Origin of the sequence: Flavobacterium sp. RSP46, from assembly GCF_003984825.1 — a bacterium.
GTDB lineage: Bacteria > Bacteroidota > Bacteroidia > Flavobacteriales > Flavobacteriaceae > Flavobacterium.
In genome coordinates, this window is sequence record NZ_RYDM01000003.1 from 147,326 (window position 1) to 170,293 (window position 22,968).

The following is a 22,968-nucleotide window of genomic DNA, read 5'->3' on the forward strand; positions in this document are numbered from 1 at the left end:
ATCATGAAAAAAAGATTTATTTCAATAGTAGTATTGGTGTTACTAATTAGCGCCTGTACAGACGACATTACTCGTTTTAATGATGAAACTAAACGGGCTAGTGAAGTCCCTCCGGGTAGTTTATTCTCAAATGCCGTTAAAACATTGTCAGATGGCTTAGCCTCAGCCAGTGTAAATGTTAACATCTTTCGACACTTTGTAAATCATTGGGCTCAGGCTGTTATTCAGGAAGAGGCACAATTTAATTATGTCACAAGGTCGATTAATGATGCATGGTGGACTAGAATGTATAGAGATGTTTTGAATGATTTAAAAGAAAGCTCCCGTATTATAACAAATGATGTTACTTTAAATCCAATTATAAAAACAAATCAATTAGCAATTATCGATATCATGCAAGTGTACACCTTTAACATTTTGGTGACTACTTATGGCGATATTCCTTACTCCAAGTCGTTAGATGATCAGCTACTTTTCCCAGTTTATGATGACGCCAAAACTGTTAACAAAGAATTAATGATCCGATTGGAAAATGACATAGCCAAATTAAGTATTAGTGCTCCTGGCTTCACATCGTCAGAAGATATTATTTTTCAAGGTTCTGTAGCAAAGTGGATTTCTTTTGCAAACTCTTTACAGGTAAGAATGGCTATGACAATATCTGACGTAGATAATTCATTAGCGAAAACAGCCTTTGAAAAAGCCAATCCAAATGCTATTAACGCGATATCTAATAATGGTTTTGTTAAATATTTTACCGCAATACCTAATAATAATCCGTTGTATGATCAACTGGTGTTGGCCAATCGCACCGATTATATTGCAGCAAAAGATTTAATGGATGTTCTGAATAGCTTTGAAGATCCACGTAAACCAGGTTTTTTTGGAGTGAATAATGTAGGCTTATACGTTGGAGGCATAATGGGCATCCCAAGTGATTATCCAAAAATGTCAAAGCCAAGTACTCGTGTAGCTGACCCTAGCGCGCCAAACGTATTAATAGATTACGTGGAAATGGAATTTTATAGAGCTGAAGCAAAAGAGCGTGGCTACAACGTAACTGGTTCTGCAGAATCTCATTATAATAATGCCATTAAAGCTTCAATACTATATTGGGGCGGTACTGAGGCAAATGCTGATAAATACTTATTAAGATCGGACGTTGCTTACACGACCGCTGCAGGTGGATGGAAACAAAAAATAGGTTTCCAAAAATGGATTGCATTATACAATCGCCCATTTGAAGGATGGTTGGAAGTTCGCAGATTAGATTTCCCAAAATTAACAATACCCGTAAATGCTTTTTCAGGTTATCCAAACCGGATGAAATATCCAGCAAATGAGCAACAGTTAAATGGAACTAATTACACGAACGCGGCTACAAAAATAGGTGGTGACAAAAGCGAAACTAAATTATATTGGGATATAAACTAATTAAAATCATACACAAATGAAAAATCGATTCCTCTTTTTGTTGCTGATATCAACAACATTTATACTTGCTCAAGACCGGTTAACGGGCAGGAATTTTGCTTCAAGATCTGAAGTTATTGGGCAACACGGAATGGTAGCATCCAGTCAACCCTTAGCAACACAAATAGGAATCGATATTTTAAAAAAAGGAGGTACAGCAGTGGATGCCGCAATAGCTGTAAATGCCGCATTAGGCTTGATGGAGCCAACAGGTAGCGGCATTGGTGGTGATCTTTTTGCGATAGTGTGGGATGCAAAAACCAAAAAACTCTATGGCTTGAATGCCAGCGGACGATCTCCAAAAGCACTAACTTTAGATTACTTCACTAAAAATAACATTACACACATTCCACCAAGTGGTCCCCTGCCAGTATCGGTTCCAGGTTGTGTTGATGGTTGGTTCGAATTGCATAATAAATTTGGAAAACTACCCATGCAGGACATCTTAAATCCAAGTATAAAATATGCTGAAGAAGGTTTCCCAACTACAGAATTAATTGCTTATTATCTGCAAGTCACGATAAATAAATATATGAAACAGTACCCTAATATCAAGGAAACTTATACTGTAGATGGCAAATTACCTCAAAAAGGAGATATTATTAAAAACCAATTTTTAGCTAATACCTATAAAAAAATTGCCAAAGGAGGAAGAGATGCTTTTTATAAAGGAGATATTGCCAGAGAATCTGCTAAATTTATTCAAGCTCAAGGCGGATTTTTAGCGTATGAAGATTTTGCAACACACCATTCGGATTGGATTGAACCTGTCGCAACAAATTACAGGGGTTATGACGTATGGGAATTACCACCAAACGGACAAGGAATGGCTACTTTGCAAATGCTTAATATTATAGAAGGTTATGATTTTAGTAAAATACCCTTTGGTAGCGCTCAACATTTGCACATTGTAAACGAAGCAAAAAAACTTGTTTTTGAAGATCGCGCGAAATATTATGCGGACTCAGATTTTATGAAAGTTTCTGTAAATGATTTATTATCTAAAGAGTACGCAACTGAAAGAAGGGATTTAATTAATCCTGACCGCGCAGGGACTTTTAAAGCTGGAAAAGAAAGCAGTGGCGGTACAATTTATTTGACTGTCGCCGATAAAGAAGGAAACATGATTTCTTTAATTCAAAGTAATTATAGAGGCATGGGATCTGGAATGGTTCCACCAAAATTAGGATTTATGCTCCAGGATAGAGGCGAATGCTTCAATTTAGTTGAAGGAATGCCAAATTCTTATGCCCCTCAAAAAAGACCTTTTCATACTATTATTCCAGGTTTTGTTACTAAAGATGGAAAACCATTTATGAGTTTTGGTGTAATGGGAGGCGATTTTCAACCTCAAGGTCATGTTCAAATATTAATGAACCTGATTGATTTTGGTATGAATTTACAGGAAGCAGGAGATGCACCAAGGTTTGAACACATTGGTTCAACTGATTTTACGGGCGAGCTGTCAACAGGCAAAGGCGAAATCCTAATTGAAAGTGGTTTTGATTTTGAAGAAATAAAAAAATTGATCCAGAAGGGACATAAAATTGGCTTTGGAGGCTATTATGGAGGTTATCAGGCAATTATGTATGACGCAATAAGAAAAGTGTATTTTGGAGCCTCAGAAAGTAGAAAAGATGGTGCGGCCGCAGGATATTAACTGTCTGTTTTTAAGTAATATAATGTTTGAAAGAACTTTTCTTTATTCGAATAGTCTCATCAAAATAAAAGAACAAATAATATAATTTATCCTGATCTTATTCCAAAATTATTAATTTAAATTTTAATGAAATGTTAATAAAAAACACATGTGCTTTTATTTTATTTTATATTTTATCTGTCCAATGTGTTTCTGCACAGACAGATTTCCCAGCACCAATTGAAGGAGATTATCTAATAAAAAACTTTACTTTTAATAGTAAGGAGCAATTAGACCAACTAAAACTACATTACACAACCATTGGGAAACCAACAAAAAATAAGAAAGGTCAAATTAACAATGCTGTTTTAATTATGCATGGCACCACTGGAAGCGGAAGCGCCTTTTTGAGCAAACAGTTTGGAGGCAATTTATTTGGAAAGGGTCAATTGTTAGACGCCACAAAGTATTTTATTGTTTTAACAGATGATATTGGACACGGAAAATCGAGCAAACCAAGCAATGGCTTAAAGATGGCATTTCCCAAATACAATTATGACGATATGGTTTTGGCAAACTATAAATTACTGACTGAACATTTGAAAATAGATCATCTTCGATTGGTAATGGGAACATCAATGGGCGGCATGCACACTTGGGTTTGGGGTTACACCTACCCTGATTTTATGGATGCACTAATGCCTTTGGCAAGCTTACCAGCAGAAATAGCCGGTAGAAACCGCATTCAAAGAAAAATGGCGATTAAATTAATCGAAATGGATCCTGAGTGGAAAGAGGGTAATTATATTCAACAGCCACAACAAGGAATGACTGGCGCTATATTATCTCTGATGTTTATGGTGAGTAGTCCGTTACAATGGCAAATTGCAGCCCCAACCAGAGAGAAAGCAGAAATAATGATGGAAAATACTTTAGCCCGATATTCATCAACATTAGATGCTAATGATCTGATTTATGCTTTTGATTCCTCAAGAGATTACAATCCGCAACCTTACTTGTCAAAAATTAAAGCCCCTTTAATTGCTATAAATTCTGCCGATGATCAAGTAAACCCTCCTGAACTCGGATTAATGGAGAAAGAAATTAAAAACGTTAAAAATGGAAAATATATCTTATTACCTATTACAGATAAAACCACTGGCCATGGCACACATTCCAATCCAAAAATATGGGGTAAATATCTTAAAGAATTACTTAAAAAATCTGAACCCAAAATTAAGTAAAATTCAAGCTTATAATATTGTTTTCCAGAAATCAAAACTTACTAAGGTAGATTTTAAGTTTACGATTTATGTTTCTTAACGGAAAACAGGAAAACACTTTTATGTTGCCTCCAAATTAGCCATATTGATTTCAAGTGAGTGAGTGCATTTGTTAATAGTAAATTTTGTTAACTACTGAAAAAACAATACAAAATTTCCATTCCCAGAAAAACTTCTTTGTCAGAACTCTTCTTATTCTTTTCGCCATCTATACAACTGGGGAGCGGTAACTTCCAATTCTCTGGCTAGTTCAGAGATCTTATGTCTATCATAACTCAATTGAACGGCTTTCTCTTTAAAAGCTCGGTCATAAATTTTACGCACTTGTTTCATAAGTTAAATTAAGGTTTTTGTTCTTAACTTTTTATGCTGGTAAAGTTAGCAAGTCCAGACGCATTATATTGTTGAGGTATTGTAAATAAAAAAAAGCAATTATTAAATTACGATCTTATTGGAAAATATTCTTAAAAAAATTACTTTTGATACTATCAAATGATAGCATCAATGAAACCTCCTTACGACATAACATCGAATATTTTAAAACTGATACGTTCTATTTCTGAAAAGATTGGAGAAGTAAACGCTACCTATCTCAACAAACAGTCTCCTCAACTTCGAAAGCAAAACAGAATTAAAACCATTCACTCTTCACTACAAATTGAAGGGAATACTTTGACAGAGGAACAGATTACCGCATTAATCGAAAACAAAAAGGTAATGGGTCCTGAAAAAGATGTACTAGAAGTCATAAACGCTATTAACGTTTATGAAAAATTAAAAGACTTTAATTTTTCCTCAGACAAAAGTTTCTTAAAAGCGCATCAGGAATTAATGAAAGGATTAATCGATAGCGCGGGAAAATATAGAAAACAGGCTGTTGGAATTGTGAAAGGAACTAAAGTGGAACATATTGCTCCTCCGCATGAAAATGTTCCTTACTTAATGAAAGACTTGTTTGAATATCTCATGGATTCCGAAGAACTGACTTTAATAAAAAGCTGCGTTTTTCATTATGAAATGGAATTCATCCACCCCTTTTTAGATGGTAATGGTAGAATGGGTCGATTGTGGCAAACCTTAATTTTAAGATCTGAATACCCGGTCTTTGAATTCCTCCCATTTGAAACATTAATTAGTCAATCACAAAACGAGTATTATAAAGCATTAGCGCTTAGTGATAAGGTCGGAAAATCTACTCTTTTTATTGAATACATGCTGGGAGTAATTGACGAGTCTTTAAAAAATCTACTCAATTACAACAATAGAATTTTACGGGATATTGACAGATTAGATCATTTTATTACTCTTGGACTCAAAGAATTTACAAGAAAAGAGTACATGAATATCTTTAAAGATATATCATCGGCAACGGCAAGTAGAGACTTAAAAAAAGGGGTCGCATTGAATCTCTTTGAAATCGTAGGAACTCTGAACAAAACAAAATACCTGATAAAATAATTATTGTCAACACTACTGTAGCATTCCTATTTACACATAAAAAAGCCCCTAAAAAAGCCGAAATGTATCAATTTTTTTTAGGGGCTTGGTTTTTAAACTTATTTTTACAATGTAGCCATGTCTATTACAAAACGATACCGGACATCTCCTTTTGTCATTCGGTCATATGCTTCATGAACATTTTTGATATCAATCATTTCTATTTCAGAAACAATACCATGTTCCGCACAATAATCTAACATTTCCTGAGTTTCAGGCAAGCCGCCTATAAGCGAACCTGCAAGACTTCTTCGTCCCCCTATGAGACTAAAAGCTTGAATTTCATAAGGTGTTGGTGGTACGCCCACACAAATATGCACGCCGTTTACTCTCAATAATGACAAATACAAATTTAAGTCGTGTGGTGCAGAAACAGTATCCAGAATAAAATCAAAAGAACCAGCTACACTTTCGAGTTGTTTGGCATCTTTAGTAACGATAAAATTATGTGCTCCTAATTTTCTGGCATCGGCTTCTTTATTTGCTGATGTACTTAACACGGTAACTTCAGCTCCAAAAGAAACTCCAAATTTAACCGCCATATGTCCCAAACCACCCAAACCAAGAACGGCTAATTTATGCCCTTTCCCAACTTTCCAGTGTCTCAATGGAGAATAGGTCGTGATTCCGGCACATAATAAAGGCGCTACAGCAGCCAAAGGCAATTTATCTGAAACTTGCAGAACAAAATCTTCATGTACTACAATGGTATTCGAATAACCGCCATAAGTAGGTGTTTTTCCGTCTTGTCCTAAAGCATTATACGTGTCGGTTCTTCCTTTCAAACAAAATTGTTCTAATCCCTCTTTACAGTTTTCACAACTTCTACAAGAGTCTACCAAGCAACCTGTCCCTGCTATATCTCCTATTTTAAACTTCTTTACATGACTTCCTACCTTTACCACTTTACCTACAATCTCATGTCCCGGAACCATTGGGTAAATTGAACCGCCCCAGTCATCTTTAATTTGGTGTAAATCACTGTGACAAACACCACAAAACAGGATGTCAAATTGTACATCATGTGGTCCAACTTCTCTTCTTTCGAAATCCCAAGGTGCTAAATCTGTCTTAGCATCTTGTACTGCGTATCCTTTTGTAGCTATCATTTTTTTATATTTTCAATAAAATTATTGAATTTATCTTGAAAAACGAGTTATCGAAATGTTAAAGAAATCTAAAGAAATTATAAAGGTCTACTCCGTTAAAAAAAACCTCATAGTAATTGCATAGCCTTTAATGCTTTAAATCCATAGTTTAATTTATATTTAATTTTTTTTAAACTACATTAATGAAAGCACAATCTTATAAAAATCACATTCGGTACTATCCGCCTCATCATTTTATTCATTATCCAATAATCATGACATTGCTGCCTTCAGTATTTATTTTAGTTGTACCAAAAGAAGATTCTTTAATCTGGATATTTATTAGTGTACTCTTTGTCGTGCTTTTGCCTTGTTTTTATGTTGCGTCAACATTATGCGTTGATCCTACAAAACCGAATTGTCTATTTAGAACTTCGGTACCGTTATTTTTCTCTTACCGGAAAAATATTGGAAGATTTTTAACGTCATTTAAATGACGATCAGCTATTTGCGTTACGTTTTGCCTCAGATGATGAATTTCAAGCGTTAACTCTAAGAGCGCTGAATGAAAATCTTTCGGCAAAGGAAATTAAAAAAGCGATTCAGCACTGGAAAGCGGATTACGAAAGAGTTTAAAATTCCAAAAATAATAAGACTAATTTATCCAATTTAACAATTTCGAATTTTGTTTCTTTGTGATGAAAAGATAGCAATAAAACTGAATTTAAAACCACTAAATGCCCGAATATTTTCTAGATATTGAATACAAAGACATTACGTACAAGGAAGAGGAAGTCAATTTTAAGGAATTTGAATGCTGTACTTTTACAAATTGTAATTTCTCCCAATGCGTTTTTTTAGCGGTAACTTTCATTGATTGTACCTTCAATGACTGCACTTTTAGCAATGCTAAAATTAATTATGTGGCCTTTAGAACCGTAACTTTTAATCGGTGTGAAATCAAAGATGTCAATTTTGCCATGTGCGATAAATTAATTTTCGAAATCGCTTTTAAGGATTGTATTTTGGATTTCTCTAAATTTTACACTTTAAAAATCAAAGGAACCTCCTTCTCTAATTGTAGTCTTATTGCCGTTGATTTTATGAGCACTGATTTGACCGAAGTTGTTTTTGAAAACTGCGATTTATACCGTTCTGAGTTTGCAAAAGCAATTGCCAACAAAGCTAGTTTCAAAACAAGCTATAATTATACAATTGATCCCAAAACAACAAAATTAAAAAAAGCCGTTTTCGCTTTAGAAGGATTGAAAGGATTGCTCTATAAACATGAAATCATAGTAAAATAGTGCTTTATGAATCAATATCTGATCGTCATACTCCGTATCCATCGTAGAAAGCAAATACAACAACGTCGATTTTCCACAGCCAGATTTTCCTATGATTGAAACAAACTCTCCATGTTTGACACGCATATCCAGTGATAATTATTTAATGAAAGTAACATTAGTTTTATTTACAAGTTTTTAAATAGTTATTTTACTGATAATCAAAGAGTAATTATACGTTCATTAAGTAAAAAAATTTGTATTACTATTTTTTTGAAACATTCCTTTTACAGACATCAAAAAGGCTCGATTTAAAATTAAACCGAACCTTTTTGATGTCTGTATATTTTTAAACTAAGGAAGCAGTCGAAGAAATTGCAGCATTCAAAACTTTAGAAATAGGACAATTTTTTTCTGCTTTAGTTACTAATTGTTGAAAAGCATCTTCTGTTATTCCGCTAATTTTTGCTTGAAGCATCAGGTGCGAGGTAACAATGGTTCCATCAACTAAATCAATGTCGCATTTGGTTTCGATACTTTCGATTTCAAACCCTTCTTCACTAATGTAGGCCGAAAGTTGCATCGTAAAACAGCCTGCGTGTGCTGCGGCGATAAGTTCTTCAGGATTAGTCCCCACTCCTTCTTCAAAACGAGATTTGAATGAATATTGGGTATCTTTTAGTGTGGTACTTTGTGTAGTTAGTTTTCCGGCTCCTTCTTTGAGTGAACCATTCCAGACTGCGGTTGCATTTCTTTTCATAATTATAAATTTTCTGTTTTCTCAAATTTAGTTCTTTTTAAAAAAAGAGTATAGTATATCCACTATTTTTAACTAAAATTTAAAATTAAATCAAAAAAAATTAACAAAAACGTGGTTAAAATAAATACTGTTTAATTTTAATAGTATCAGTAAATTCTTTATGTTTGCTTTTTGAAAAAGTATACTTTACTTACAAAAAAAACTAATTGACAACCAATAAAAAAAACTAATTAATCAGCAAATGAAATTAACTACAATTATTTTTTTATTATCGATTGTAATTTTACTAAATAGTTGTGCTTCAGGATACAAACCAATACAACCCGCTTCACTTAATTATATTTCGAACAACACACTTCATGGAGTAACGCTGGAATACAAATATGATTTATTAAATAAGAAATACGCAAAGAAAGAGACTAAAAAAGGGCTTCGACTAGTGGCTGTTAAAGTAAAAAACAACACTGAAAAAGATTTGGTTTTTGGAAAAGATATAAAATTAAATTTTGAAAGCGGAAATGAATTGTATCTATTGGAGAATGAAAAAACATTCAAATCTTTAAAACAAAGCCCAGCCTCCTATTTGTTTTATTTATTACTATCTCCAATTCAATTTTTTACCACAAAAACCAATTCAAACGGAATGACGGAGCAAACCAGCTCGACACCAATAGGACTGATTATTGGACCCGGATTAGCCTTAGGAAATATGATTGTTGCGAGTAATGCCAATAAAAAGTTCAAAACTGAGCTGAACGATTACTCCATTAATGGCAAAATAATAAAAAAAGGAGAAACTGTTTTTGGACTTATTACTTTTCAGTCTGATAATTATGGTGCTATTAAAGTTAGAGTAGAATAAAAATTACCCATATAATAATAATAATAACCAATTCCATCTGACAATGAAAAAATTATCTCTTCTCGTTTTTGTATTTTTAGCTTTTAGCTGTAGTCCAAAAATCACTTCTAATTTTGAATCTTCAGAAAAACCACTAACAATTGAAGACCCCGTAGCCTTTCTTGATGTTCATCATGCAATTCCTGAAGGTGCCAAAAAAATAGGAAATGCCAGATATCAGGACAGTGGTTTCACAACCGATTGTGATTTTAACTCACACCTGACAAAAGCCCGAAAATTAGCCCGAGAAAAAGGCGCTAATCTTGTAAAAGTAACCGAAAAGAGAACTCCCGATATATGGAGTCTTTGTTATCGCATCAAAGTAGATTTCTATTATTATGACGGAGACGTAACCACAATCCCCCAATATAAATTACAACTTAATTAATTATACACACTCTAATGAAAAAAACAATCCTTATTTCTACATTATCCCTAGCGCTACTAATGAGTAGTTGTGCTACAATTGTTTCCGGCTCTAAACAAAAAGTAAATTTTAGAAGCAACCCTGCTGCTGCCTCTATTTTTATTGATGAAATCGAAGTAGGAAAAACGCCTTTTGAAATCAAACTGGAACGAAAAAAAGAACATCATGTGATGATTAAATTAGAAGGATACCAAACTTTTGAAACTAACTTGACCAAAAAATTCAATGCTTGGTATATTGGAAATATTTTATTTGGTGGCTTGATTGGTATCATTGTAGATCCTATTACTGGAGCAATTTACAACTTAACACCTAAAGAAGTCAATGCTGAAATGAATAAAGGAACTGCTTTCAAAGTAAATAAAAGTGAAGTGTACATCGCTGTCGCTTTAAATATAGATCCAAACTGGAAAAAAGTAGGTCAATTAGAAAAAATAAACTAATACTAAGTATTTACACCAAAAGCTAAGGTGGCAAAAATATGGTATTAGGTGTACTAAAAAGCACCGGTTTTGCCGTTCTATTTTTATCCCTGTCATAAACTAAAAGCTGTAACGCTATTCCAAATCAAGAATAGAATTACAGCTTTTTTTTATATTGCACCTAGTAATCTTGTTGTTTACAGTGCTTAAAATATTTTCTCAGATTTCGTACGCCCTAAGAAGAACAAAAACACATTAGAAAACTATTTTTAGCCCTTTTTTGTATCAAAAACAATTGAAAAAGTAGCCCCTTTATTTGTCCCACTGCTTTGTGCATAAATTACACCGTTGTGTCGTTCTACTATGTTTTTGCACAAATACAATCCAATTCCTGTAGAAGGCTCATTTGAAGTGCCAGACATACTCATTTTAGTGAATTTTTTAAATAATTCGTCACTCTGTTTTTGAACAAAACCTACTCCTGTATCCTTCACTTTTAAATACAGTTTAGTGCCATCAAGATACACATGAACCTCAATTTCACTATTTGGGTAGGAGAATTTTATAGCATTATCAATTACGTTGACTAAAACTCGAATCAACAACTCGTCGTCAATTGATAAAAGTGCTTCCTGAACGTCAATTGATAAAACTAATTTAATGTTTTTGACCACTAATACCTGATCTAATTGTTTTGCCACCATAGAAAAAACAGGTGAAAATTGAATTAGGGAGTCCTGAGAATTTCTTTTTATAATTTGATCTTGTTCCTTTAATAATGTGATAAAACTTTCAATATAATGAAATTGTTCACCACTGGATTGAACTATTAACTCCGCTAATTCTTTTATATAATCCGAAGAATCCTCTTCTAAAATAAGCAATGCGGCCGATTTTGAATTTCCTACAAAATTTCTTAGATCATGCGAAAGCAAATAAACTAAATCTTGTTTTTCAGTAATGAAATTTTCGTTATCAGCTATTGATTCTTGAATATTACTCATTAACAACCCTGCTTCATCCGAAAAATTAGTTGGCAAAGAAGGTATTGTTCTGTCTTTTCTATAGGCAATTAATGACCTGGAAGCTACCTCAATTGGTTTAATTAGTTTTTTTAAAAAAAATAAAGTGACCGCTGTTGCTAATAAAGTAATAATCAGCGCAAAAATTAAAATAGAATCGGCTGAAATTGTTTTACTTGCATAAAGCACAAAAAATAACAATCCAATTAATGGAATGTGAATGCCTATAAATGCAACAAACAGGAATTTGAAGGCATAACTATTTTTGAGAAAACCAATCCGAGACAATTTTTCATACAACTGCATAAATTTATTTTTTTAAAATGCAAATGTATTAGTAAAAAATTACAGAACCCAAAAATTACAATTAATTTTTATCTTATTTGTAACACACAATGAATATTCTAAAAATAACTCATCAAACTACTTTCTTCGAGTGTCAATAAGATAAATAATTTTCCAGTGGTTGTCTTTTTTGAAAAGTGTAAACGCATTTACCTCAGTATGACTTAGTGTACCATTAACATAAAACTCATACGTTGTCCAGACATGCGCCATGGCTCCGTTTATTTGAATGGAATACCTGAGAATTTTTTCTTGAAATTTTAAGCTATAGATTTATAAAATGCCCCCTGGTTTTTCATGAGAAAGCAAAGTGCCTTTTTCATTCTCAGCAATGGATTGCAATATCTTTGTATCATCACAAAGTAAATGCAATTGAGGTGAATCTCTGGCATGGAAGGCTTGAAAAAAAGTGTCAATTACGCTTTGAACTTCTTGATATTGAGCCTGCTAATATACTGAGGAGAGCAATAAAGTCAGTACTAGAATTTTTCGTATGATTACTTTTTTGATTAATTTGTATCCGATATAATATAAGTGCTACATTTTCAACCTAAAATTATACATTTTAGTACCTTTACACTCTCAAAAAAGGAAATATGTCTGTCGCAAAAAAAGATTATAAAAGAATTACAACAAAGTCATTGATTGAAATGAAGGCTAATGGAGAAAAAATTTCGATGCTCACCGCATACGATTACACCATGGCAAAAATCGTTGATACGGCAGGAGTTGATGTAATATTAGTGGGAGACTCCGCTTCAAATGTTATGGCTGGTCATGAAACTACATTACCTATTACGCTGGATCAAATGATTTATCACGCCTCCTCTGTGGTAAGAGCCATTGAAAGAGCTTTGGTAGTGGTGGATTTACCCTTTGGAAGTTACCAATCCGATCCTAAAGAAGCCTTGCGCTCTGCCATCCGAATCATGAAAGAAAGCGGTGGTCATGCCGTAAAACTAGAAGGTGGTAAAGAAATTAAAGACTCTATCAAGAAAATATTAAACGCCGGAATTCCTGTTATGGGACATCTAGGTTTAACACCACAATCCATTTATAAATTTGGAACCTACACCGTTCGTGCCAAAGAAGAGGAAGAAGCTCATAAGTTAATCGAAGATGCTAAATTACTAGAAATACTAGGCTGTTTTGCCTTAGTTTTAGAAAAAATTCCAGCTCATCTAGCCGAAAAAGTAGCCCAAAGCATCTCGATTCCAGTTATTGGTATTGGTGCTGGGGGTGGTGTTGACGGACAAGTATTAGTAATTCATGATCTGTTAGGAATGAACAACGAATTCAGTCCTCGTTTCTTAAGAAGGTATATGAATTTATATGACGGAATGACAACGGCCATTGGCCAATATGTTGCAGATGTAAAATCAAGTGATTTCCCTAATGCAAATGAACAATATTAAATTTGACTTCTTAGATGAGTAGCCTTTAAGAGAATTTGATTATTGTCGAATACTCTAAGAGTATTGGAAATCCAACAATCTAAAAATCCAAATGAAAATAATTTCTACTAAAAACAACCTTCAAATCCTTCACGAAGACAATCATCTTATTGTAATTAACAAACGTGTAGGAGATATTGTTCAAGGGGACAAAACGGGTGATAAACCCTTATCAGATGTGGTTAAAGAATACATCAAAGACAAATACAACAAACCCGGGGAGGTTTTCCTGGGTGTTGTACATCGCTTAGATCGGCCAACAACCGGAATAGTTGTATTTGCCCGAACCAGTAAAGCTCTGACTCGAATGAATGAATTATTCAGTACCCGTGAAACTCAAAAAACATATTGGGCCATTGTCAAAAACAAACCTGCCAAGCCCACTGATACACTCGTTCATTATTTAAAAAGAAACGAAAAAAACAATAGTTCAAAAGCGCACGAAAAAGAAGTCCCTGAAAGCAAATTAGCCAGTTTAGAGTATACAATTATCAAAGAACTAAACAACTACTATGCGCTTGAGATCAATCTTCATACTGGAAGACACCATCAAATAAGGGCTCAACTTTCAGCGATTGGATTACCTATAAAAGGGGATTTAAAATATGGTTTTGACCGAAGCAATCCGGACGGAGGAATCCATTTGCATGCTAGAAAATTAATGTTCATCCATCCTGTTACAAAGGAAAATATAAAAATAATTGCTCCTGCTCCAAATGATGTGATCTGGAATGCCATTTAATACTAAAAAAACAGTATTTTACTTTCAACCTTTCAATAACTCAATAATAAATATTCACAAAAACAAATTGTATGAAAAAACTACCTATTATTTTTTGTTTCATTTCGTTCTTAAACATGACCGCTCAAGACCATTTTTCAGGAATCAATATGTCTACTAGAGTCGGAATACTTAATGCCGGTATGAATCCTGCGGAACTGTCTAATTTAAGTTCAAAATATGAAATAAATATTTTTTCGGCCAGCGTAAATGCTTCTAATAATAAAATAGGATTTAGTGATATTGTTAATGGTGAAAACTTAGAAAATTTGTTATTTACAGGAAATACCCCTGTAAATATGCGCGTAGATGCTGAAATATACGGCCCAGGTTTTGCTATGAAAATGGATAAATGGGCTTTTGGTTTTACTACAAAAGCTGCTGCAAAATTAAATTTAATTGATATTGACCCACAACTTGGTGCGGCGATCAATACCGGAAATCTTATTGGTTCTTCATCAATAAGCAATGATTACAACCAACGTTTAAATGGAACAAGCTGGGGAGAAATAGGAATTTCAGCAGCCAGAAACGTATTTGAAAATGAAAACCATAAATTTAATGCGGGTGCTACCTTGAAATTATTATTTCCAGGCTCGTACACCAACTTAGGCCTGGATCAATTTCAGGGAACCATTAATACTATTGGTGCCGAAGCGTATTTAAATAATACTCAAGCGTCAATGAATATTGCGTATTCCGGGAACTTCAATGATGGTTTTACTGATTTTAATAATTACTCTGAATCCGTTTTTGGAAAACTAAACGGAGTTGCAGCTGATTTTGGTGTAAATTACCAATGGAAAGACCAAGACGGTTACAAAATAAATGCGGGTATCGCAGTGCGAAATATTGGTACGATGACCTTCAAGGATGATGCAAATTCCTCTGCTAATTATGCATTAAACATACAGTCTACTTTTTCTAACCCAAATGGTTTGGCATTAAGCCAATTTCAAAACACTACTACTTTAAAGGAAGTAGAAACCATTTTAGTAAACGACGGATACTTAACTAAAACCACATCCAGCAAAAACTTCAAAGTAACCTTACCTACTGTTTTCTCCGCCTATGCAGATATAAAAGTAATACCTAAATTTTTTGTTGCGCTTTACACACAACAAAAATTAAAGGATGACACCAGCGATAATCAGGTGACAACACAAAATGTGGTTTCTATTACACCTCGATTTTCTTTGAAAAATTATGAAATTTATTCCTCTTGGTCAGATAACGAAATTTCCGGAATTACTGGTGGTGTCGGGTTAAGAGTGTATGGCTTTTATATGGGATCCAGTTCTATAGTGACTGCTTTGGCCAGCGACAGTAAACAAGCTGATTTTTATGTAGGCTACCGACTTGGGTTAAAATAATAAATCTGTACCTTTAAAATCATAATATGAAAAATGAAAATAGTGTAGACTACCGAAAAGAATCTTTAAAAAAACTATTGCATACCATCATAAAACAGGAACAAGCAATTATTAAAGCGCTCTACGATGATTTTAAAAAACCAGCCTTTGAAGCCGTTTTAACAGAAACAAATTATGTCATAAGTGATTTAAAAGAAACCATTAAAAACATTGATTCTTGGGCTAAACCCAAAAAAGTTCTCGCTTCTTTTTTGAATTTTCCATCGTCAGATTACATATATAGTGAGCCTTACGGAAATGTATTGATCCTTTCGCCTTGGAATTATCCGTTTCAATTGGCCTTATGCCCTCTGATTGCTGCTGTTGCTGCCGGAAATAAAGTAACCCTAAAACCCTCTGAACTTACCCCAAATACGTCTACTATAATAGCGAAAATTATAAATGAAACTTTCCCTGTAAAAGATGTCGTCGTCATTACCGGAGACGCGACTGTTGCTCAGGAATTATTAAAAAAACGTTGGGATTATATTTTTTTTACAGGAAGTGTTGCCGTTGGCAGAATTGTAGCAAAAGCTGCAGCCGAAAACCTAACTCCAGTTACGCTGGAATTAGGCGGGAAAAGTCCTTGTATTGTTGATGAAACTGCCAATTTAGAATTGAGTGCCCGCCGCATTGTCTGGGGAAAAATTATAAATGCCGGACAAACATGTGTTGCCCCTGATTACATAGTGGTGCACCATAAAATGAAAGCTACTTTCATAACTTTACTAATTCTGGAAATTGAAAAGGCACTAGGTCCAAATCCGGAAGAATCCCCTGATTACGCCAGAATTATCAATTTGAAAAACTGGCAACGCCAATTGCATCTATTGGAAAACCAAAAAATACTTTTTGGAGGTCAATACAATAAAGACACTTTATTCCTTGCTCCTACGCTATTGGACGAGCCAAAAATGGACAGTCCGGTGATGACCGAAGAAATTTTCGGCCCCATACTTCCTATACTCTCATACCATTCAGAGGCAGATATTGAAAAAATAATTTTAAGTTTCGAAAAACCATTATCGTTGTATTTATTCTCTCAAAACAAATCTTTTATTGCAGAAGTTTTACAAAAATATTCTTTTGGCGGTGGCTGTATCAATGATACCGTAATCCATTTAGCGAATAATCGCTTGCCTTTTGGCGGTGTTGGTACTTCAGGAATGGGAGCCTATCACGGAAAACGGAGTTTTGATACTTTTTCGCATAAAAAAGCCATTGTAAAAAGGGGGACATGGCTGGATTTACCCCTTCGGTATGCGCCTTACAAAGACAAATTAAAGACCTTTCAAAAAATATTAAAATGGATGTAACCCATGAAAAAACCGTCAGTGCATCCATAAAATACCAACGCTCAGTTCGGGTTTTTATAAATGAAACTATTGTGCAAAAAAAGTAAAAAAGTGTATTTACTTAGCCACAATATGGCAACAAGCTGGAAGCAGAATATTCAAAAAGAGAACAATTTGCTTTTCATCATTATCAAAAAATCGTTCCGTTGTTTTAATTTGATATCACAGGAATTATTGGAATAATCAAATTTATTGCATTTCAATTCATTGGGTTATTCAAACCCATATATGGACAGGTAAGACAAAGTGACATGCACATTGTAGCCCATAAAAGTGCCAGACTTACGGCACAAAATTTCATGATCAACATGACTGCTATAAACTATGATACGTGCCAAATGGAAGGTTTTGATTCGCTACGAATAAAAATATTACATTTACCGGCATCATCCGAAATTAATATGCTACTGGGTAGCGGAAAAGGAGTGTACGGAAAACGATTCAGAGTTCCTTTTGAATACGTTTATTTTGAAAAATAACAGAATAATTAACCCACTAAAACGACCAACAAATGTTGAAAACTACACAAAACCGAATACACGAAATAGAAAAAAATGGATATCCTTTAGATTTTGGAATCGTTTTTAACCATGCTTTTGAAAATTATAAAAAAATTGCGATTTATGCCGGTTTAATTATTTTTGTGTTTTTTATACTGCTGATTGTTTTTGTATCAGTAATATTTGTTGCCTTTTTTGATTCTGCCATGATACTGGAAAAAATGAAACCGGAAAATTTACAACCGGAAAATTTAAGTTTAAACTTTATTTTAATTGTATCCGGGGTTTCTGTTTTACTATCGAGTTTATTTAGTCCTATTAGCGCCGGTTTAATCAAAATGGCGTATTGTGCTGAAAGAGATGAAGAATTTCATGTATCAACCATGTTTGAATACTATAAAATATCGTATTTCAAAGAACTCTTCATTGCTACTTTACTAATTTCAATTTTTAGCACCTTACTATCATCATTGATTGACTATGCACAAATACCCTTCATCGGATTTATTATCACAGTAACTATAACATTATTCACGATACTGACCATTCCACTTATTATTTTTGGAAACTTAAATGCTATTGAAGCTTTAAAATCAAGCATACTAATCGTGGTAAAACAACCGCTTATTTTGCTGGGTTTATTGGTAGTGGGTGCCATTTCTACATTAGTGGGACTCATTGGGTGTTGCATTGGTATAGTATTTACAGTACCCTTTATGTATTCTTTATACTATGCGATTTATAGTGAAATTATTGGTTTTGAAACTACACTAGAACCGGAACAAATGTTCTAATAAAACCGCTTTTTACTAAAAGCCAGAACATAATTACAAGCTGATTTTGGCTTTTTGTAAAAAATAATCTTATATTTATTTTTTACAAAAAGCCAAATCTAGTCTTTAAACCTAACAAACAGTTTCTATGGTGTTATACTGTAGCTTATTATTTACCATTGACTCAGAGTCAATTTTATTCAGCGTTTATAATTCTTTTGCAATCAATAATTTTTTGTGGATTGTAATTCCTGTTTTATTTGTTTTTCTAGTCTGTAAAATTTTTAAAATAAAAATACTATTAAGCAATTCCTTTATTAAATACTATAATGAAGAGGATAGTAAAAACATAGAAAACCAGCGCTATCTTTTATATTTGGGCATACTAATTCCGGTACTTGAAACCCTATTTGAAATTTTCAAAATAAGACCTGTAAGCTTACTGATTTCAAATCTTGGTATCGGTACTTTTTTACTGATTCTCTATTTTATCAGCAAAAAATCAGCTGTTGTGTTTCAAAACCTGGGAAAAATATTTATGATAGTGTATGTAATCTGTTTTAGTTACATATCAATAAATTTGATTTTCACACCCTCTGACAGCATACCTATAGCCGCTTTTGTACTAGCTTTATTCTTTTCGTATACCATCATCAAACCCACCAAACTATATTGGATTTTCCTTATGTGCGTATTTATCTTTTTATTTATACTGTATTTTTTTGAAATAATACCCTTACGATCAATCATTATTTTATCAAATTTTTCATTAATGATCCTAATTATAAACTACATACGGTACACCTCTTTATTAAAAATTACTGATAAACTACGTTTTACTAATGAAATTGTAAATAAAGGCAACTCTCTCATTCTTGCTACCAATAAAAAAGGAGAAATTGTATTTTGCAGTGAAAATGTAAAGACTATTTTAGGTTATTCAGTAAATGAAGTTATGGGATTGGGCTACTGGAAAGTTACTGAGGACAAAGAATTTTATGGTGAAGAGTATCATATTAATTTTAAGGATGATCAGTTGTTTACCAGCAAAGTAAAATGTAAAAATGGAGCATACAAACACATTCAATGGAATGATAAAAAATTCTCAGATGATTTGATCATTGGGATAGGACAGGATGTAACAAATGAAATTAAAATACAAAACCAATATAAAAATTTAATTGAAAATGCTATTGATCTAATTTTTGAAGTCGATAATGAAGGAGATTTTATATTTGTCAATGATTATACTATTAAATCTTTGGGATACAAAATAGATGAAATCATAAATCGAAATTATTCAGAATTTATACGAGAAGATTACCTTATCAGTATCAAAGATCTCTACCAGAATTTATTAATAAATGAAAATTATTTTTCTACCATTGAATTTCCATTGATAAAAAAGGATGGGCAAGAATTGTGGGTTTCCCAGAAAGTGATTATCCGGAGAAATGAATTTGGAGAAGTGGTAGCTTATTCTAGTATTGCCAGAGATATCACTAAGTTTAAAGACATAGAAAACGATATTAAAATACGTCAGGAAAAAGTAGAGGAATACAATGAAGCTGTAAAAAAACTATCAACAACCAACTTTAGTAATTACAAAAACCTGGATGTTAGTGTGATGCAAATAATTGAATTAGCTGCTAAAGTATCAAAGTGCAATCGGGTAAGTTATTGGAAATATACCGAAGATACAATTACCTGTGAAAATTTATATGACTTGGACCATAATTCTTATTCTAAGGGCTCCGTTTTAGAAAAGAAAAATTATCCTATTTATTTTGAGTCCATCAAAAACAAAACACAAATCAGTGCTCCTGATGTTTTTAATAAATATGAAATATCTGAATTTATAAATGACTATTTTTTAAAAAACGATATCAAATCACAACTTGCCATTCCCATTTTCATAAATGGAGACTTATCTGGAACCATTAGCTTTGAAACAGTAAAAACACAACGATACTGGGACAACGAGGACATTATTTTTGCCCGAACCATCTCGGATATTATATCGTTGACTATGATTTCTCACAGTTGGTATGAAACAGAGAAGAAATTAGAATACAAGAGTGACCTTTTATCTGCTATGGCACTTTGTACAGAGAAATTTTTGAACAGCAATGACATCAACGATATTTTCTCAGATGTACTCATTATTATGGGTAAAACTACAAAATCCCATAGAGCGTATTACTACGAAAATGATAGTAATACAGGTTTTATTAGCCAAAAATACAGATGGATAATTAACAATCATAAAATAACGGAAAACAATATTAAACTTCAAAATCTACCTCATGTGTTTTTTGAAGAATTGTTGATACCGCTTTTAAACAACAAAGTTTATGATGCAATAATTTCAAAAATTGAGAATCCTTCCTTAAGGAATAAATTAGAAAATCTTGATGTTGTATCAATAATCCTTTTTCCAATTTTTATCAAAAATAGGTTTCGTGGCTTTTTGGGATTTGATGATACTCAAAATGAGAGATGTTGGTCCGAAGATGAGGTCAATATTTTACAAACATTAGCTAGGAATATAGCCTCATCAATAGAACGTATTACGAACGAGACCGCGATATATGAAAGTGAAGAGAAATTTAGATTATTAGCCAATAATATTCCAGGAACCGTTTATTTATCAAATTATGATGAAAACAACACAAAGATCTACATTAATGATGAGATTGAAAAGCTTACCGGATATCCAAAAAATGATTTTCTAACGAACCATTTATCCTTTATTGATTTAATTCATCCCGAAGACAAATTAAAAACCATTGCTACTCAAAAAAATGCAATAGATACTAAAATTCCGATTCATATTGTTTACCGGATTATACACAAGAACAAAACGGTTGTATGGGTGGAAGAATTTGGTGATACCATATACAAAGATGGGAAAATTGCATTCTTGGAAGGAATTTTTATTGATATTACAGCAAGGAAACAAACCGAAACCATAGTCAAAGAAAAAGAACTAGCAGAAGCTGCCAATAAAGCAAAATCAGAATTTCTGGCCAATATGAGTCATGAAATAAGAACACCGTTAAATGGGATTATTGGATTCACAGATTTGTTAATGAAAACACAACTTGGCTCAACCCAAGAAAAATACATCAATACAGTAAAACAATCCGCATATTCCTTGCTGGATATCGTAAATGACATTCTTGATTTTTCAAAGATTGAAGCCGGAAAACTAGATTTACACATTGAAAAATATAACGTAAAAGATGTTCTGGGTCAGATTATTGATTTAATATTATACGAATCCAACCAAAAAAATCTAAGTTTAAAACTAAATATATCGTCTGAAATTCCTGAATATTTTTGGATAGACATTGTCCGATTAAGACAAATTTTAATTAATTTATTGTCAAATGCTGTAAAATTCACAGAAAAGGGTTCCATTAAATTAAATGTTTCTGTGATTGAAAAAATTGATGCGTCGCATGTTAAGATTCGATTTGCAGTGATCGATACAGGAATTGGAATATTAGAAAAAAACAAATATAAAATTTTTCAGGCTTTTTCACAAGAAGACAGTTCTACGACAAGAAAATATGGAGGAACAGGATTAGGCCTGACAATTTCAAACCAATTACTTGGTATAATGAACAGTACCCTGCAACTGGAAAGCACCATCGAACTGGGAAGTACTTTTTATTTTGATTTAGATTTAAAAACCAGCAACGAAACTCCAAAAAATAGTACTGATCCTGAAATAGATCTAGATAAAAAAATACCCATTACAACCGTCAAAAATGCTAAAAAAATAAGCGTTATGATTGTAGAGGATAACAAAGTAAACATGTTACTGCTTAAAACCATTATCAAAAATTTATTTGTAAATCCAATAATTTTCGAAATAGTCAACGGCAAAGAAGCTATCGAAAAATTTGAAATACTCCGGCCTGATCTTATTTTTATGGACATTCAAATGCCCGAAATGAATGGTTACGAAGCAACAAAAATAATAAGAAGCTTGAGTTCGGGTAAAAACCTCCCTATTATTGCAATAACTGCGGGCACCGAAAAAGAAGAGAAAGAAAAATGTCTCGCTGCAGGAATGAATGATTATATTTCAAAACCTATAGTCAAAGGAGTCATTGAGGAAACAATTGCTAAATGGATACTGTAGCCAACTATTTTTCTTTTAATTTATGTACATTTTATTTAAGTACATGACAAAAAGCTAAACAGATTGTTTTCTAAAGACTTAAATCCTGTCAAAAGAAATTTTGACAAGTAATCTAATCCGATAGCGGATTTGCAAGCTGATTTTTATGCGGGCGTATGAACACATTACAATCAAAAAATGAATGATTTACAGGAGGAAGGTAATATTGATGAAGCTTTAAGTGCAGCACATGCAGTTGGTGATGATGCGATTCAAGCTAAAATTCAAGGACACATTGTTCCGGAATCCTTTACACACGGAAGTTCCGCACAACGGAAAGTCTGGTTTATGAAAGGGTATCAATCTGGAGATATTACTCAAGGCGATACTTTTGTAGGAATTAATTAAAAAAGTGTTT

Annotated in this window: 21 protein-coding genes and 2 pseudogenes; 17 read left to right on the forward strand and 6 right to left on the reverse strand. The window is 33.1% G+C overall.

All coding sequences use genetic code 11. The features are described from left to right. The first annotated feature begins 3 nt into the window (after nt 1-3). From EKM01_RS06900 to EKM01_RS06910, 3 genes are all read left to right on the forward strand, one after another. Nucleotides 4-1,434: a SusD/RagB family nutrient-binding outer membrane lipoprotein gene (locus tag EKM01_RS06900; RefSeq protein ID WP_126554161.1), complete on the forward strand. Its 1,431-nt coding sequence runs from the start codon at nt 4-6 to the stop codon at nt 1,432-1,434. Nucleotides 1,435-1,450: 16 nt separating this feature from the next. Beyond that, a complete protein-coding gene (gene ggt / locus EKM01_RS06905; RefSeq protein WP_126767547.1) occupies nt 1,451-3,133 on the forward strand; it encodes a gamma-glutamyltransferase in 1,683 nt (560 codons plus the stop codon). A 131-nt stretch (nt 3,134-3,264) separates the two neighbouring features. Further along, nucleotides 3,265-4,356 carry an alpha/beta fold hydrolase gene (locus tag EKM01_RS06910; RefSeq protein WP_126767550.1) on the forward strand — a complete coding sequence of 364 codons (1,092 nt, stop codon included), beginning with the start codon at nt 3,265-3,267 and terminating at the stop codon, nt 4,354-4,356. A 231-nt stretch (nt 4,357-4,587) separates the two neighbouring features. On the opposite strand, the gene EKM01_RS06915 is transcribed toward EKM01_RS06910, so the two are convergent. Next, the gene (locus EKM01_RS06915) at nt 4,588-4,728 is read right to left on the reverse strand and encodes a transposase (RefSeq protein WP_126462499.1); all 141 of its coding nucleotides are present in this window, start codon (nt 4,726-4,728) and stop codon (nt 4,588-4,590) included. A 171-nt stretch (nt 4,729-4,899) separates the two neighbouring features. On the opposite strand from EKM01_RS06915, the gene EKM01_RS06920 reads away from it, so the two are divergent. Then, nucleotides 4,900-5,853, forward strand: a complete 954-nt coding sequence (locus EKM01_RS06920; RefSeq protein ID WP_126767552.1) for a Fic family protein — start codon at nt 4,900-4,902, stop codon at nt 5,851-5,853. Between the two features lie 104 nt (nt 5,854-5,957). Here the strand turns inward: EKM01_RS06920 and EKM01_RS06925 are convergent, their stop codons facing one another. Then, the gene (locus EKM01_RS06925) at nt 5,958-7,001 is read right to left on the reverse strand and encodes an NAD(P)-dependent alcohol dehydrogenase (RefSeq protein WP_126462502.1); all 1,044 of its coding nucleotides are present in this window, start codon (nt 6,999-7,001) and stop codon (nt 5,958-5,960) included. Nucleotides 7,002-7,183: 182 nt separating this feature from the next. On the opposite strand from EKM01_RS06925, the pseudogene EKM01_RS14760 reads away from it, so the two are divergent. Continuing rightward, nucleotides 7,184-7,616: pseudogene (locus EKM01_RS14760) on the forward strand (DUF6526 family protein). Between the two features lie 101 nt (nt 7,617-7,717). Continuing rightward, nucleotides 7,718-8,287: a pentapeptide repeat-containing protein gene (locus tag EKM01_RS06935; protein ID WP_126462505.1), complete on the forward strand. Its 570-nt coding sequence runs from the start codon at nt 7,718-7,720 to the stop codon at nt 8,285-8,287. Here EKM01_RS06935 and EKM01_RS14975 read toward each other — a convergent pair. Both EKM01_RS14975 and EKM01_RS06945 read right to left on the reverse strand, forming a co-directional pair. Next, the gene (locus EKM01_RS14975) at nt 8,237-8,413 is read right to left on the reverse strand and encodes an ATP-binding cassette domain-containing protein (RefSeq protein WP_317125144.1); all 177 of its coding nucleotides are present in this window, start codon (nt 8,411-8,413) and stop codon (nt 8,237-8,239) included. The two genes, EKM01_RS06935 and EKM01_RS14975, sit on opposite strands and share 51 nt — an antisense overlap. Before the next feature lie 202 nt (nt 8,414-8,615). Continuing rightward, complete coding sequence (locus EKM01_RS06945) at nt 8,616-9,026, reverse strand: OsmC family protein (RefSeq protein WP_126462508.1); 411 nt, start codon at nt 9,024-9,026, stop codon at nt 8,616-8,618. A 241-nt stretch (nt 9,027-9,267) separates the two neighbouring features. On the opposite strand from EKM01_RS06945, the gene EKM01_RS06950 reads away from it, so the two are divergent. From EKM01_RS06950 to EKM01_RS06960, 3 genes are read left to right on the forward strand one after another with little or no spacing between them, the layout of a single operon-like run. Further along, a complete protein-coding gene (locus EKM01_RS06950) occupies nt 9,268-9,888 on the forward strand; it encodes a hypothetical protein (protein ID WP_126564041.1) in 621 nt (206 codons plus the stop codon). Nucleotides 9,889-9,931: 43 nt separating this feature from the next. Further along, on the forward strand, nt 9,932-10,315 hold the full coding sequence (locus EKM01_RS06955; protein WP_126462513.1) for a hypothetical protein: 384 nt from the start codon (nt 9,932-9,934) through the stop codon (nt 10,313-10,315). A gap of 14 nt (nt 10,316-10,329) precedes the next feature. Continuing rightward, nucleotides 10,330-10,797: a PEGA domain-containing protein gene (locus EKM01_RS06960; RefSeq protein WP_126462516.1), complete on the forward strand. Its 468-nt coding sequence runs from the start codon at nt 10,330-10,332 to the stop codon at nt 10,795-10,797. 248 nt (nt 10,798-11,045) lie between these two features. On the opposite strand, the gene EKM01_RS06965 is transcribed toward EKM01_RS06960, so the two are convergent. Beyond that, complete coding sequence (locus EKM01_RS06965) at nt 11,046-12,104, reverse strand: sensor histidine kinase KdpD (RefSeq protein WP_126462519.1); 1,059 nt, start codon at nt 12,102-12,104, stop codon at nt 11,046-11,048. 635 nt (nt 12,105-12,739) lie between these two features. Here EKM01_RS06965 and panB point away from each other — a divergent pair. The 6 genes from panB to EKM01_RS07000 all read left to right on the forward strand — a co-directional run bounded on the left by panB (nt 12,740) and on the right by EKM01_RS07000 (nt 18,439). Beyond that, on the forward strand, nt 12,740-13,558 hold the full coding sequence (panB, locus tag EKM01_RS06975) for a 3-methyl-2-oxobutanoate hydroxymethyltransferase (RefSeq protein WP_126462522.1): 819 nt from the start codon (nt 12,740-12,742) through the stop codon (nt 13,556-13,558). Between the two features lie 91 nt (nt 13,559-13,649). Then, nucleotides 13,650-14,339 carry an RluA family pseudouridine synthase gene (locus EKM01_RS06980; RefSeq protein WP_197037243.1) on the forward strand — a complete coding sequence of 230 codons (690 nt, stop codon included), beginning with the start codon at nt 13,650-13,652 and terminating at the stop codon, nt 14,337-14,339. Between the two features lie 71 nt (nt 14,340-14,410). After that, nucleotides 14,411-15,751: a hypothetical protein gene (locus EKM01_RS06985; RefSeq protein WP_233589307.1), complete on the forward strand. Its 1,341-nt coding sequence runs from the start codon at nt 14,411-14,413 to the stop codon at nt 15,749-15,751. A gap of 26 nt (nt 15,752-15,777) precedes the next feature. Then, nucleotides 15,778-17,106: an aldehyde dehydrogenase gene (locus tag EKM01_RS06990; protein WP_126462528.1), complete on the forward strand. Its 1,329-nt coding sequence runs from the start codon at nt 15,778-15,780 to the stop codon at nt 17,104-17,106. A gap of 263 nt (nt 17,107-17,369) precedes the next feature. After that, nucleotides 17,370-17,624 carry a nitroreductase family protein gene (locus EKM01_RS14765; protein WP_255416381.1) on the forward strand — a complete coding sequence of 85 codons (255 nt, stop codon included), beginning with the start codon at nt 17,370-17,372 and terminating at the stop codon, nt 17,622-17,624. A gap of 32 nt (nt 17,625-17,656) precedes the next feature. Then, nucleotides 17,657-18,439, forward strand: a complete 783-nt coding sequence (locus EKM01_RS07000) for a hypothetical protein (RefSeq protein ID WP_231507442.1) — start codon at nt 17,657-17,659, stop codon at nt 18,437-18,439. Nucleotides 18,440-18,982: 543 nt separating this feature from the next. On the opposite strand, the gene EKM01_RS14770 is transcribed toward EKM01_RS07000, so the two are convergent. Beyond that, complete coding sequence (locus EKM01_RS14770) at nt 18,983-19,168, reverse strand: hypothetical protein (RefSeq protein ID WP_233584064.1); 186 nt, start codon at nt 19,166-19,168, stop codon at nt 18,983-18,985. A 22-nt stretch (nt 19,169-19,190) separates the two neighbouring features. Between EKM01_RS14770 and EKM01_RS07005 the strand changes: the two genes are divergently transcribed. Both EKM01_RS07005 and EKM01_RS07010 read left to right on the forward strand, forming a co-directional pair. Next, entirely contained in the window at nt 19,191-22,571 is a 3,381-nt protein-coding gene (locus tag EKM01_RS07005) for a PAS domain S-box protein (RefSeq protein WP_233589308.1), read from the forward strand. A gap of 126 nt (nt 22,572-22,697) precedes the next feature. After that, nucleotides 22,698-22,958: pseudogene (locus EKM01_RS07010) on the forward strand (neutral zinc metallopeptidase); the annotation flags it as partial. Nucleotides 22,959-22,968 lie beyond the last annotated feature (10 nt).